This is a genomic window from Alteromonas sp. 5E99-2 (assembly GCF_017368475.1).
In the GTDB taxonomy this organism is placed as follows: Bacteria; Pseudomonadota; Gammaproteobacteria; order Enterobacterales; family Alteromonadaceae; genus Alteromonas_F.
The window spans coordinates 270378-284053 of sequence record NZ_JAFNJE010000004.1; the positions used below are offsets into that span (position 1 = coordinate 270378).

Consider the following 13676-nt stretch of genomic DNA (forward strand, 5'->3'; position numbering starts at 1 on the left):
GTCTAATACCATTAGCTATATGGGTATATATTCGACCTTAACTAAATTTTTCTAATTCATTTATTAACTCACCAAGTTGTATTTCAACTTGGTCAGCTTGTCCTCTCAATGGTTTTAACACCACTGAACCTTTATCTTTTTCTGTTTCACCCAAAATAACCGCAAAATCAGCACCGGCTTTATCAGCACGTTTAAGCTGTTTTTTAAAATTGCCACCACCACAATGCATTAATATAGGTTTGTCTTTTAATTTATCTCTTAAATACTCAGCGACTTCTATTGCATAGTCTATGCAGTCATCACCCAGGGCCGACACATAAACATAGGCTTGGGATGCACTCTTCTCAAAACTCTCAAGGACTTCTAGCAATAAAACTAAGCGTTCTATGCCCATAGCAAAGCCGACGGCAGGTGTAGGTTTCGCCCCTAATTGCGCCACTAACCCATCGTAACGGCCACCAGCACAAACCGTACCTTGGGCCCCTAAACTGTCAGTCACCCACTCGAATACCGTCTTATTGTAGTAATCCAAACCACGTACTAAACGAGGGTTTAACTCATATTCGATACCTGCGGCACTTAATCGTTCACACAAACCATTAAAATGTTTTGTCGCCTCTTCGTCCAAGTAATCAGATAATACTGGCGCGTCATTCAAAAGTGCTTGTACATCGGCATTTTTACTGTCGAGAATCCGCAAAGGATTAGACGAAAGTCTTCGTGTACTGTCTTCGTCTAATTTATCTTTATGTTGGGTTAAATAGACAACCAGCGCTTGTTTAAAGTCTTCTCTAGCTTGCGTTTCACCTAGGGAATTAAGCTGTAATTTGACCTGATCAGCAATACCAAATTTTTTCCATAAACGAGCCGTCATAATGATAATTTCAGCGTCTATATCAGGACCATCAATACCAAAGGTTTCTACGCCAAACTGATGAAACTGGCGATAGCGACCTTTTTGTGGTCTTTCATGGCGAAACATGGGCCCCATATACCACAAACGTTGTTGTTGGTTGTAGAGTAAACCATGTTGTATGCCTGCTCTGACACAACTAGCGGTTCCTTCAGGGCGCAAAGTAAGGCTGTCACTATTGCGATCAGCAAAGGTGTACATTTCTTTTTCTACAATGTCTGTCACTTCACCAATAGAGCGCTTGAATAGTTCTGTGCTTTCGACAATAGGTGTGCGAATTTCTTGATAGCCATACTGACCCACAACCTCTCTTAACACCGATTCAACATACTGCCAACGGTAGGTTTGCTCAGGTAGACAATCGTTCATACCTCTAATGGCTTGTAATGACTTTGACACAAGATTCCTTAATTTGACGCTATAGACGAAAACACGAGATAACAAAAAAGCGAGGCATTATAAATGCCAGCGCGCCAAACCTCTAGTCCTTTTGTTGCACTGGTATACGCTGAGTTTCATCGAGTAATTTTGCTTTTGCTCGAATTTTCGCTTCCAGCCGTGTGACAAGTTCATCGTTAGCCAGACGTTCTTTCTGCCTTTTACCGTCTAAGTAAAACCCACTCATATTACGAGCCCCGGTTAAACCAAGGTCTGACACTTCAGCTTCACCTGGCCCATTAACCACACAACCTATAATCGATACATCCATTGGTGTAACTATGTCTTCCAGTCTTTCTTCTAGAGCATTAACCGTACTAATAACGTCAAACTCTTGTCTTGAGCAGCTAGGACAAGCAATAAAGTTTATTCCTCTAGAGCGTATTCTCAAAGATTTAAGAATATCAAAACCCACTTTAATTTCTTCAACAGGATCTGCCGCTAAAGACACCCGAATAGTGTCACCGATACCTTCAGCTAATAGCATTCCAAGCCCAACAGCACTTTTCACTGAACCTGTGCGTAACCCGCCAGCTTCAGTAATACCTAAATGCAATGGCTGTTCTATTTGTTTCGCTAATTCACGATAGGCGCCTACCGCCAAAAACACATCGGAGGCTTTTACACTGACTTTGAAATTTTCGAAATTGAGTTTGTCTAAAATATCAACATGACGCATTGCTGATTCAACAAGGGCTTCAGGTGCAGGTTCACCGTACTTTTCTTGAATTTCTTTTTCTAGCGAGCCGCCATTCACGCCAATTCGAATAGGTATATTTTTATCAGAAGCGCAGTCGACAACCGCCCTAACCCTTTCCATACTACCAATATTTCCCGGGTTAATTCGCAAGCAATCCACACCGTATTCCGCGACTTTTAACGCAATGCGGTAATCAAAATGAATATCTGCAATGAGTGGAATATCCACTTTTTGTTTGATGATTTTAAAGGCTTCAGCTGCATCCATGGTCGGCACAGAGACTCGTACAAGATCGCCACCGATATCTTGAATGCGCTTAATTTGAGCAACGGTAGCCTCTACATCAGTAGTTAACGTATTCGTCATCGATTGCACAGCAATAGGCGCATTATCGCCAATGGGTACATTGCCCACATAAATTCGCTTAGATTGGCGACGGGTGATTGGAGTCTCAGAAAACATAACTAGCCTTGTACTGGAAGAACGAATTTAGCAATTTGGCCACCAGAAAATTTTGATAAATCTACGGTTTCGCCATCATAAACAATATTAACCACATGAGGTGCACCCAAGGTGACGGTGAAAGGCGCAACACCTTCAATTTCCATAACTCTTCCCGCCTTTTTAACACCGTAAGCAATGGCTTCACCGGACCCATCCACAATATTCACCCAGCAATCTTGTGAAAACGTAAAGACTACTGGTACTAAAGAAGATGATTCAGTTGTTTCCTCAATTATGGTTTGAGTTTCTTCAGACTCTATAACCTTGAAGTCATCAACAATGACTTCAGGCTCAGAGCTAACAACAGTAATTTCTGGCGTATTAGTTTCTTGTGAGTCGATTTCTTCCGCATTCCCTTCTAGTACACTGCTTTCAGGCACGCTCCTTTCTTCTACAAGATCGACCGCCCCTTCAAAAAGAGTAACATCTAAAGCTTCGCTTTCAACCTTGTCTTCTATGGGTTCAGCTAATATTGACTCAACGGAATCGTTTTCAGCTTCGGTTAATGCCGTTAAGCTTGCCTGTTCATCATTGTCTCTTTGAAGAGGGACATCTAATAATTGTACTTCTGGACTAGCAGCGTCAGAATCAACACTTTTAGGAAGCGTAGGAAGAGCAATGGCGTCATTGCCAATAGAGGAATCTGGCTGTTGTAACCACCACCATACTACACCACCCAGAATAACGAGTAGCATAATGTAGGTCACCATCATCCAGCGATCGTCTGTTGCTTCATTTTCTACTCGACGGGAAAAGCTCTGAAGCTTTGCTGTGTCTTCAGGTCTATTGTGATACGTATCGAAATCGGCAATGACTGAATCTACGTTCAAACCAACAAGTTTTGCGTAGCTTTTCACATATCCTTTAGTAAAGGTTATTGATTTATTGTGGTTAATTTCATTTCTTTCAATTGCCGATAATTCATCAGCTTTGATATAGAGTTTTTGGGATACTTGCTCTAGCGACAAGCCATTTTGTTCTCGTGCTATTTTAAGATTTAAACCAGGGTTTATTTCCGGTTTAATTTGCTCTGTATTTTCGTCAGACATCGTGTTCATCCAATTAACGCTTCGCCAAAGGCACCAACCACAACTTATCACCAACCCGTATATCACCGGCTTGGTTTAGTTCGTTCCATTCAATTAGTCTATGCATTGCAATATTGTATTTTACTGACAATCTAAATAAGTTTTCACCTTTTTTAACAAGGTGTTGCAATGTTTCACTAACTTCTTCATTCGTATCCGTGGGCGAATCTTTTTTTACAGGCGCTTTATAAATTTTAACTGGGTCTTCTTTATAACGCTTAGAGAGAGGGCTTTGAGGGTATACGGTAGTGAGCATAGTGCCGTAATCTTTCGCTTGTTCTAGTTTCCCCTGCCGACGAGCTACATCAACTCTCATCCAAAGCATATCAGCATCGATTCTGCCAAAACGCTCTATTGTATCAAGGGTTTGTTCTGCGTCGTCATAATCGCCGTTTTCAATGTACAATTCGCTCAATAAAAGCAGTGACTGCATTCTTCCAGGTTGGTGATTCAGCGCAGAGCGAAGATAATCAATTGCATCGCTATTGTAATTTTCTTTTCTCGCGCAAATAGCCAAATTTTCATAGGTTTGTGCGCTGTTTGCATAACGTTTTGTGTTAACCGCTAAAAGAAAATACCGTTTTGCCTCTTCGTACTTATTTTGTTGACATAAAAATGCACCATAGCTATTCGCTATATCTGGATTTTCAGGCTCCAATTCCACCGCATTTTCATAATATTCCGTCGCCTGCTCTATTTCACCTACTGTTTGGTAATAGTATGCCAAGCTATAGTGTGCATTTGCTAATCTAGGGGCAAAATCTAACGCTTGATCCAAATTTTGCTTTGCTTGCACGTAGCTACCATTTTTAAGATAAGTTAAACCTAAAGATATACGCGTACGTGCAGCACTTTCATAATCTACATTTTTCTTCGCACTACTTTCATTATGGCTTACACAACCACTGACAAATAGGACTAAAACAACTAAAAATATACGCATTCCACTCACTTTTTACTGATGATTCAGTTAACTATCTCATTTTTACCGAAATTGGCTTACCCTTCACCTGTTTTTTTAACATTCTTCTTGTTCTATCAACAACATCGCCCACTAATTGGCCACAGGCCGCATCAATATCATCCCCTCTCGTCTTACGTACTACAACGGTATAACCATATTCCATCAGTACTTTCGAAAAACGATCGATACGAGAATTACTCGAACAGGTATAAGGTGATCCAGGATAAGGGTTAAATGGGATCAAATTAATCTTACACGGCGTGTCTTTTAAAACCTTTCCTAATTCATGGGCTTGGTCAGTGCTATCGTTGATTTGATTCAACATAACATATTCAACCGTAACTTTTCCTTGATTCGCTTTAGACTTTGCTAAATAACGCCTTACGCCAGCTAAAAATACATCAATCGGGTATTTTTTATTAACCGGAACAATCTCATCTCGAAGTTTATTGTCTGGAGCATGTAAAGAAATAGCTAACGCAACATCGATTTCATCGCCTAATTTATCTAGCGCGGGTACAACACCCGATGTACTTAAGGTCACTCGACGTTTGGACAGCCCAAAGCCAAAGTCATCCATCATGATATCCATTGCAGGAACCACATTTTTCAAATTAAGAAGCGGCTCGCCCATGCCCATCATGACTACATTCGTAACGGGGCGCTTACTCGTGTCTGGCGATAAACCTAACGTCGTCGCGACACGCCATACTTGGCCAATAATTTCACTGACGGTCAAGTTTCGGTTAAAACCTTGTTGAGCAGTTGAGCAAAACGTACACTCTAGTGCACAGCCTACTTGAGATGACACACACAAGGTCGCCCGATCTGTTTCTGGGATCCAAACCGATTCAACTTCTTGGCCTCCCTCAAGTTTCAATGCAAATTTAATCGTGCCATCAGTAGCTTGTTGGTGGTAAGAAATTTCAGGTGCAACAATTTCACATTGCTCAGTAAGCTTGTCTCTTAACCCTTTATTTAGGTCGGTCATTTGAGCGAAATCACTGACGCCTTTTTGATAAATCCATTTCATCAACTGATCTGCGCGAAAAGGTTTTTCACCAATTGTGGAAAAAAATTCTCGCATTGCTTTGCGATTGAGATTCAGTAGGTTGGTTTTAGTCACGGCTGATACCTTGTCATTTCACTCTATGTATTATAGCAAAAAGGGAGCCGAAGCTCCCTTTTGGTCCGGCAATCGTTAGTTTAACGAGTACGAGGACAAATTTCTTCTTCTGAAAAGAAGTATGCAATTTCTCTTGCGGCTGATTCAGGCGCATCTGAACCATGAACTGCGTTCTCATCAATAGAAACAGCGTAGTCAGCTCTAAGCGTACCCGCAGCAGCTTCAGATGGGTTAGTTGCACCCATAATTTCACGGTTTTTAACAACCGCATTTTCGCCTTCCAACACTTGAACCATCACTGGGCCTGATGTCATGAAGTCAACCAATGCGCCGAAAAAAGGACGCTCTTTATGCTCAGCATAAAAACCTTCCGCTTGTTCGTTGCTCATGTGAACCATTTTTGATGCAACAATGCGTAGGCCTGCTGATTCAAAACGGTTGTAGATAGCACCGATTACGTTTTTTGCAACCGCATCAGGCTTTATAATAGAAAATGTACGCTCTAGCGCCATGGGATTCTCCGTCGTAAAAGTTCATAAAAACGCGCGAAGTATAAGGAATAGCAGTGTTAATGGCTAATTTTTTAGCAAACTTTTTTCGATTAATACGGTCTTACCTAATAACACCTTTATATTATTAAGAAAATTGCGGACATTTTATGGCAAATAAACTGCTTTCCAACGAAGAAGTCCGAGCCCTTATGCAAGCATTTTGGGACCAAGACGAAGACCTGTCTGTCACTGATAGTTGCGATACCTATCAATTAGACTGGCTCGACTTAGCCCCTGAAGAATAACTTTAAACTGCGTTTCTTGCCGCCTTGGTTAAGGCCACTAATTGTACTCTTACGTCAACAGACTGTTCACATATAGCATCAAAGGGAATAAAGACGTTTTCATCATTGGTTTGCAAATAGCATCCGTCAGTTTGTACACCAACCATAATAACATTTTCATCTTCAATTCCAGCATAAGACTGCAAAATCAAAGTCATCGCATCTTGATGATCTTCATTCATATGGGCAATCATGCCGTCTTCGGTTTGCTTATCCCATGGCGTCGTTTTTTGCATCCATTCTTCTTTCTCTAACCAGAATATTTTTCCAAAACCACCAATATAACGTACGCGCTTTATCTCTACTTTCCATATTCTAAAATCATGGGCTTGTTTATAGCTTTCTGACTCAGGAAAGCGCTGTACGTAGCGAGCTAACATTTCGTCGTGAAGCTCACCGTTCAAAGGTTCACCATCTCCGACAATTGTTAATCGCGCATTTTCGTTTTGATCACCACTTTTTCGTTCTTTATAGATAGTTAAACTCATTCGACTATCGGCAACCATATTCGCCGCGTGTTGAGCAATATCACTGATATAAAAGTAAATATGACCCGCACTATCTGATAAAAACGGCGTGACTGAACCAAAAGGGTAGCCACGCAAATTTTTTGATAATGTTGAGACTACGCCTACTTCTGATTGGCGTAGTAACAACTTGGCTTCTCGTAAAGCCTGTTCTCTCATAACTCTGTCCTATTCATTTTATTATTGGTTAGAATGAATACGTTGCATTTAATGCAATGTTTCTACCCGGTTCTGTATAGAACCCCGTATTACTTCCCACAGGTAGCCCTCGTACTTCTGTACCATTAACAATTTCTCTGTCGAATAAATTAAAGATACCTATATTTACAGATAAATCTTCTGTTATGTCTGCACTAGCAAGAAAATCAAACTTCGCATATCCTGGGGCTTCAAATAGCGCAGGATCATTTTGTTGGTCAAAACGCTCCACAAAGGTTCCTACCAATTCAACAGACCAGCCTTGCTCTACATTAGTATACCCTGCACCAACCACTGCCTGAGGTGAAATAATAGATTCAACTTCTTGTCCTGTTGATTCATCTTCACTTTCTAACCAAGTAAGCGCTGTATTTATACTCCAGCCATCTAATCCTTCAAACGACTCGCCTAAATACCAAGTTGCGCTGGCATCAATACCTTTAATATTAACAGACTCGCGATTTTGCGATTGAAACACCAATAATCCTAATACTGGGTCAAACCCTTGTGCAGCCAATGATTCAATAAAGTTATCATAGTCATTATAGTAAGCACTTACACTCCAAGATACTGCATCAAGACTTTGACGCACACCCACTTCCCAACTGTCTACACTTTCTGGCTCTAAGTCAGGGTTAGATAAAGAGGTGTATCCACCCGCTAAGTTGGTAAAGCCAATGTTTAAATCGTCGTACGGAGGAATTCTAAACCCTTGAGAAAACTGTAGCCAAGTATTGGTTGATTCTGAGATGTTATACACAGTGCCAATTTTAAATGACACTTGTGAGTCGTCAAAAGGAACGGTTTCTACGCCAGGGTTGGCGTTGGTAAATAACTCGTCTGGACGAGGTGTTAACTTAAATTCATCATAGCGAACACCTGGACTCACCGTTAGCTTACCATCAAAAAAGCTGATTTCATCATGTAGGAAAAACGACAACTCTCGCGCATCTGAAATGGGAAAGTCTCTAGCTGGGAATACAGTGAATTCAGCCACAGACTCGCCTGTTTCTTGAATAGTTGTAGAACCTTCTCTCAAGGCTTTGCTGTCAGTGTATTGAATTTCACTACCGTAAATAAGGTAGTGTTTACTGTTTGCAACTGTGAAACCTTTATCAAACTGCACAATTGCACCTGTTACTTCTTGATCGAAATGGCTGTCTCTGGCTCTATCAAGTAACACGGGGGTAGGATCGAAGAAGCTTGCCGCGCCAAAACGTTCATCGAAAGTAGCCTGTGAAGTTTCAGATTCTTGCCAATAAGCTCGCACTAAGGCTTTATCAAAAATCGCGGTTTTACCAGTATAGTAATAATTCGCTTGTAAACGACTTCGCTCTCTTTCATCAAAGCCTAAGCTTTCATTAATAATAGTACTTCCAACGCTAGTCGTCGCCTGAGATAACACGTCAGTATCAGATTCAGATTTTAAATAATCCGCCAAAAAGGTGATTTCATGATGCTCGCTTGGCTGAAAATTCAACTTAAATTGAACGGCATCAGTGGTATTGTCTTGCGGATTTGCTGAACGTCGTTCCGTCCCTACAGTATCATCATCAAAAAAGGTTTCTGTTTCTGAGCCTTCCCTGTGGGTAGCATTAAGCAACCAACTTACTTTGTCTTTTGCACCGGCAATTTGGCCATTCACTACGTATTCGTCTGCAGCACTGGAATAGCCTGCTTTAACTTTACCGCCAAAGGATTTCCCCTCTTCTAAAAGCTGACTCGGATCCTTTGTAATAAAAGAAACCACTCCACCAATCGCATCACTACCATACAGTGTTGATGCCGGTCCTCGAATAATTTCTACGCGGTCTATCAAATCCACATCAACAAAATCTCTGCGGGCAGATAACGCTGGGCCAAAACTAAACTCATCCGCCAACGGTGCACCGTCTAGAAGCATCAAAATTCGGTCGCCATTAATACCGCGAATATTAAACCCTGATAAACCAAAACGGCCATTACCTTCAACTACAACCCCCGGTTCATAGCGAATTAAATCTTTAATGTCCGTTACGGTTTGTTTGTCAATCTGCTCAGAGTCAATCACTGTGATTGTCGATGCTATTTCATCAATATTACGTTCAACTCTCGATGCAGTCACCGTAATATTTTCTACAGTATTTACTTCTTCGGCATAAGCTGACGCACCGTGAAAGGCCAAGACAAGTGACAAGGAGAGGCGGGAATATTTCATAATTTAAATGTCCAACTAAGGGTGTGTATTTAATAAATGTGTATACATAAAAACCAAAACGTAATGATAATGGTTCTCATTATTGAAAATAAATTATCACAAAAACATTTTTTTTCAATAATTTTTTGAATGCTAACGATAATTGTTTTTATTTAAAATGAATGTAAAATACTCACCAATATTGAATATTTTACATTTCGGAGAGCTTTCATATGAGAGGTCGATTAGTCTCTTTTATTACATTGTGTTTAACCATAAACTTCCCGCTACTCGCAACAGAAAGGCTTGTTGTTGCAGGAGGAAGCTTGACAGAAATTGTTTATGCGTTAGGCGCTGAAGATCAACTTGTCGGTGTAGATTCAAGTAGTATTTACCCATTCTCCGCCACACAGTTACCTAACATAGGCTACTACCGAACTTTGAACGTCGAAGGTGTGTTATCAGTTGAACCATCAAAGATCATTTTATTATCGGGTGCTGGCCCAGAAAATGTGGTTAAGCAGTTATCCCGATTAAACACTGAAATCGTAATGGTTGATAACCCCAAAACCGTTGCAGGTTTAATCAAAACAATAGACATAATCGCAAAAGAAACCGGAACAGAAACTGCCGGCAAAAAGCTAATAGAAAAGATAAAAAAAGAAATCGAAAGCCTGTCGTCCATGCCTAAATTAACAGGTAAATCAGCAGCATTTTTAATGTCCGCAGGGGAACGAGGGCTTATTGCTGCCGGAGCTGAAACAACACCTAGCTTAATTTTTGACTCTCTTAATATTTCCAACCCTTTTTCTGAGTTAAAAGGGTTCAAGCCTGTCTCTGCCGAAGCCTTGGCAAAAAATGCTCCAGATATCATATTAATCGCCAGCCATACCACCCAAGAGCAAAACATAGAAAGTTTGTGTAAAACTGCTCAGTTAAAATTATGGTCAAGCATAAAAGGATGTAATTTAGTGAAAATAGATTCACTTAAGTATTTAGGTTTAACTCCTCGTTTACCTCAAGCGATTGCCGAGACTAGAGAGCTTTTTTAAATGCCTGATTCGCCACAAATATCCCAATGGAGACAACAGTCTTTCAGGCTCGTTAAGCCCCGTATTTTTGTCATGACATTGGTTGTATTTGCGTCCGCATTTCTCGGTATCACCAAAGGCGCGCTGTCTATTGACGTGTTTTCATCACTTAGCCAATTAGAGCGCAGTGTATTGTTCGATATTCGAGGACCACGAGTCCTTATGACTATGGTCACTGGTGCAGGATTAGCCATGTGTGGTTTAATACTGCAAGCAATAACACGAAACCCATTAGCCGATCCTGGCATCATAGGCGTTTCTCTTTTCTCTGCCTTGTTTGCTGCTATAGCGATATTTTTATCAGCGTCTTTGATATTACCAAATTGGATAAGCCCTATTTTCATTCCTGCCATGGCCTTCGTTGGCGCGTTAGTATCTTTAGTGCTACTAATGGCAATTGCTGGCTATCGGCAAAACTTAAATACACTTGTACTTATTTTGACTGGTGTTGCACTCAACGCCGGTGCTGCAACACTACTGGGGCTTATCGTTTACTTGGCTGACGATAGCACGTTGAGGGCTATCACATTTTGGCAATTAGGAAGCTACAGTGGTATTAGCTGGTATCAAGCTATTAGCTGTACGATTTTCATTGCCATTAGTTATGTCTATTTTTTGCGAAATGCGAAGTCAATCATGGTCCTACAGCTAGGCGAGCAACAAGCTAGGTTTCAAGGTATTAGGGTTGATTCGCTGAAACGTTTCTTGCTGGTATTTGTCGCATTGGTTACTGCTCTGTGCGTCTGTTTTACTGGAATTGTAGGTTTCGTTGGTTTAGTCGTACCTCACATTACACGTATGATTGTTGGTTCAAATTTGATCGTGCTATTGCCATCATCCATTCTCGTCGGAGCAAGTTTAGTCACATTGGCTGATGTACTTGCAAGGCTAGTGGTAACACCTGCCGAACTTCCTATCGGCTTGTTAACTTCAGCACTAGGTGTTCCTTTTTTTCTTAGCTTAATTTTACGAGAGAAGAGGAAATTTAATTATGATTAATTGCAACGATATTCGCTATCAAGTCAATGGAAATCTAATTTTAGACTGTGTTTCTTGGCGCGTAGAGCCAGGTAAAATAAATACAATACTAGGTGCAAATGGAGCGGGTAAATCAAGCTTGTTTAAAGTTGCTCTTGGTATAATTTCACCTCAAGATGGCAAAATAATATTCGACAAAAAACCTTTGAATAAGTGGCAAGGAGAAGCACTAGCCAAAAGACGTGCCTACATGTCTCAGGCCAACATCATTCCATTTTCAATTCCTGTATATGAATATCTATCACTCGCAAGACTGCACTTTATTGAAAGCACGAAAGAAACCAACAAAGCCGTTGAAACTGTTATTGAACTACTTGATCTTATTGCTTTAGCCAAAAAAAATATCAATCAACTGTCTGGTGGCGAATGGCAACGCGTAGATTTAGCGCGAACTTGGTGTCAGCTGCTTAATGAAGAGCAGTTTTCTAACACTGTGTTAATGTTAGACGAACCAGCCTCTGCATTAGATATACATCAAACTCAGCATCTTTACCAATGCTTGGCACACTATGTTTCTTTGGGCGGTACAGTGGTCGCAATAGAGCATGACATCAATACTGCAGCTCGTTATAGCGACGATTTACTGCTTTTAAAAAACGGCCGCGTACTAGTACAAGGGCCAGTAAACGAAACGTTTACGAGTGATTACATCAACACTTGTTTTGATGTTAAAGGTGAAGTCACCTTTAACAATAAACATAACACCTTGTCTTTTTTTATTTAATTCGCCTCTTGCCTGCTGAGTTGCCCTGTAGACTTTCACAGCGTTCATAGCCCATTCAAGAACAAAATACATACAGGAAAGCTCAACTCACTATACCAAGTCACATTTTTTACTGGCAAAACCTACTTTAATCGACTTAAATTAAACATAATTTAAACCTTTATATAATAACGTATACATTTATGACGTCGTTTGACGATATAAATTTATTACACAATAAAAATGTTTATTATATTTAGTGGGCGGATAGACAAGGAACATTGGTGCCTCAGATAAAATTAAATGTACTCGGAATGCTATCCGTTGGTTTTGTTAACCTAGTATACGCACAGAGTACGCCAACAGAATTTGCAGAACTCAGCTTAGAAGATTTGCTCAATATCAATATTCAAGACTCTGAATATGGTGAGGCTGATTTCAAGCAGTTGAGTGTTACCTATCAATTTAAAGTCGCAGAATTTGAAGGCTACTTAGATGGAGACACGAAACTATCTAGAGACGACGTTTTGTTTAGCCCCGGTTTAGAAGAAAGAACCAATAACAATTTTCCTGTTGTCCCTACGATAATTGACCAATATGTACACATATTACGTGTTGGTTACAACATCTCTAACAATTTTCAAATCGCAATTAGTATTCCTTATATTATTCAAGAAACTGATCATATTAGTTCAGTTGAAGGCTATTCTGAATTTTTAATTCGCTCAGAAGGTTTAGGCGATACTGTCATTTCAACCAGTTACCATTTGTCTAGTAGTGATATTTATAGTTGGCGAATATCTGGTGGTCTTAGCTTCCCTACTGGCTCCATAGATGAGGTAGGCGACACTCCAAGAGCCCCAGGAGATCAGCAACTACCGTATACGATGCAGTTAGGCTCGGGTACCTTCGACATTCCATTAAGCATGGGAATAGAGACTAAAGGTGACCATTCGTTATCAATAAACTTATCAGCGATGATTAGAACAGGAAGAAATGACAGAAATTATAGGCTTGGAAACAATTATGACATTCGATCTCGCTATAACTATCGCGCTAACAACGCACTAAGTGTGTTTACTGGCGTCGCAATCAGTTATTCCGAAGCCATTCATGGGCAAGACGATGAACTGATCGTTGCGGGTGACTTCCCTTACCCTGCCAGCATCACTAACCCTGCCTTGTTCGGAGGAAAAAAAATCAGCGTAAGCGCTGGTATGAATTGGAAAGCCAGTAATTCACTTAACCTTGCTGGGGACTTTAGCAGGCCAGTTTATCAAAACTTAAACGGCCCACAAATCCGTGAACTATGGCGTGCTGGCATACAGCTGTCCATTCTCTATTAGGTTTCTCGATGCACTTTTTTGTAACCTTA

The 13676-nt window shown here is 40.5% G+C and carries 13 protein-coding genes; 5 read left to right on the forward strand and 8 right to left on the reverse strand.

Annotated elements, in window-relative coordinates; all coding sequences use genetic code 11:
• Positions 1-37 precede the first annotated feature (37 nt).
• The 6 genes from hisS to ndk all read right to left on the reverse strand — a co-directional run bounded on the left by hisS (position 38) and on the right by ndk (position 6245).
• Positions 38-1312, reverse strand: a complete 1275-nt coding sequence (gene hisS / locus J3L16_RS06660) for a histidine--tRNA ligase (protein WP_207612106.1) — start codon at positions 1310-1312, stop codon at positions 38-40.
• A gap of 82 nt (positions 1313-1394) precedes the next feature.
• Positions 1395-2513 (reverse strand): flavodoxin-dependent (E)-4-hydroxy-3-methylbut-2-enyl-diphosphate synthase, encoded by a 1119-nt coding sequence (gene ispG / locus J3L16_RS06665; protein WP_207612107.1) that lies wholly within the window; start codon positions 2511-2513, stop codon positions 1395-1397.
• Positions 2514-2515: 2 nt separating this feature from the next.
• Positions 2516-3613, reverse strand: a complete 1098-nt coding sequence (locus J3L16_RS06670; protein WP_207612108.1) for a RodZ domain-containing protein — start codon at positions 3611-3613, stop codon at positions 2516-2518.
• Positions 3614-3617: 4 nt separating this feature from the next.
• A complete protein-coding gene (pilW, locus tag J3L16_RS06675; protein WP_207612109.1) occupies positions 3618-4586 on the reverse strand; it encodes a type IV pilus biogenesis/stability protein PilW in 969 nt (322 codons plus the stop codon).
• Between the two features lie 31 nt (positions 4587-4617).
• Positions 4618-5733, reverse strand: a complete 1116-nt coding sequence (locus J3L16_RS06680) for a bifunctional tRNA (adenosine(37)-C2)-methyltransferase TrmG/ribosomal RNA large subunit methyltransferase RlmN (protein WP_207612110.1) — start codon at positions 5731-5733, stop codon at positions 4618-4620.
• 80 nt (positions 5734-5813) lie between these two features.
• The gene (ndk, locus tag J3L16_RS06685) at positions 5814-6245 is read right to left on the reverse strand and encodes a nucleoside-diphosphate kinase (RefSeq protein WP_207612111.1); all 432 of its coding nucleotides are present in this window, start codon (positions 6243-6245) and stop codon (positions 5814-5816) included.
• Between the two features lie 146 nt (positions 6246-6391).
• On the opposite strand from ndk, the gene J3L16_RS06690 reads away from it, so the two are divergent.
• Positions 6392-6529, forward strand: a complete 138-nt coding sequence (locus tag J3L16_RS06690) for a hypothetical protein (RefSeq protein WP_207612112.1) — start codon at positions 6392-6394, stop codon at positions 6527-6529.
• A 2-nt stretch (positions 6530-6531) separates the two neighbouring features.
• On the opposite strand, the gene J3L16_RS06695 is transcribed toward J3L16_RS06690, so the two are convergent.
• Entirely contained in the window at positions 6532-7254 is a 723-nt protein-coding gene (locus J3L16_RS06695) for a DUF2470 domain-containing protein (RefSeq protein ID WP_207612113.1), read from the reverse strand.
• Positions 7255-7282: 28 nt separating this feature from the next.
• Positions 7283-9490: a TonB-dependent hemoglobin/transferrin/lactoferrin family receptor gene (locus tag J3L16_RS06700; RefSeq protein ID WP_207612114.1), complete on the reverse strand. Its 2208-nt coding sequence runs from the start codon at positions 9488-9490 to the stop codon at positions 7283-7285.
• A gap of 212 nt (positions 9491-9702) precedes the next feature.
• On the opposite strand from J3L16_RS06700, the gene J3L16_RS06705 reads away from it, so the two are divergent.
• The 4 genes from J3L16_RS06705 (at position 9703) to J3L16_RS06720 (ending at position 13647) form a co-directional block, all read left to right on the forward strand.
• Positions 9703-10521 (forward strand): ABC transporter substrate-binding protein, encoded by an 819-nt coding sequence (locus J3L16_RS06705; RefSeq protein ID WP_207612115.1) that lies wholly within the window; start codon positions 9703-9705, stop codon positions 10519-10521.
• Positions 10522-11559, forward strand: a complete 1038-nt coding sequence (locus J3L16_RS06710) for an iron ABC transporter permease (protein ID WP_207612116.1) — start codon at positions 10522-10524, stop codon at positions 11557-11559.
• Positions 11552-12322, forward strand: coding sequence for an ATP-binding cassette domain-containing protein (locus tag J3L16_RS06715; RefSeq protein WP_207612117.1), 771 nt, complete (start codon positions 11552-11554; stop codon positions 12320-12322). The genes J3L16_RS06710 and J3L16_RS06715 overlap by 8 nt, the downstream gene beginning before the upstream one ends.
• A gap of 263 nt (positions 12323-12585) precedes the next feature.
• Complete coding sequence (locus J3L16_RS06720) at positions 12586-13647, forward strand: hypothetical protein (RefSeq protein ID WP_347564647.1); 1062 nt, start codon at positions 12586-12588, stop codon at positions 13645-13647.
• Positions 13648-13676: the final 29 nt, after the last annotated feature.